This is a genomic window from Oleiphilus sp. HI0086, from assembly GCF_001635225.1.
Genome location: NZ_LWFZ01001110.1, coordinates 1 through 413 on the forward strand (window position 1 = coordinate 1; position 413 = coordinate 413).

1 protein-coding gene is annotated in these 413 nt (G+C 49.2%); it reads right to left on the minus strand.

Annotation, left to right across the window (positions count from 1 at the left end; all coding sequences use genetic code 11):
- A partial coding sequence (locus A3756_RS19625) for an MFS transporter (RefSeq protein ID WP_368664602.1) occupies positions 1 to 413 on the minus strand: 413 nt, incomplete at both ends.

Genomic DNA, 413 nt, shown 5'->3' on the forward strand with positions numbered 1-413 from the left:
AACCACAAACAAGCTTAGCGCCATAGCAAGAACGGCACCTTGAAAACCGAGAGTGGCCAGTAAAGCGCCGCCTAAAAAGAAGCCGACACCTTTCAAGGCATTCTTAGATCCGGTTAGAATTGCCACCCACTTATACAGTGTAGTTTGCGCATCTTTTGGAACCAGCAGCTTGATCGAGCTTTTCGCACTCATCTTGTTCAGGTCTTTAGCAATGCCTGAGAGAGCCTGAGCAGCCATGACCCAAGGCACTGTGAGCAAAGTGGCAGGAACGAGCAGCATTGCCAATGCGAGCACCTGCAGAGCCAGACCAATATTCATGGTTTTGTTGAGCCCCAAATGTGCGCCCAACCAGCCACCAAAAAGGTTGGTGATGACACCAAAGATCTCGTAAAACAAGAACAGCATGGCAATTT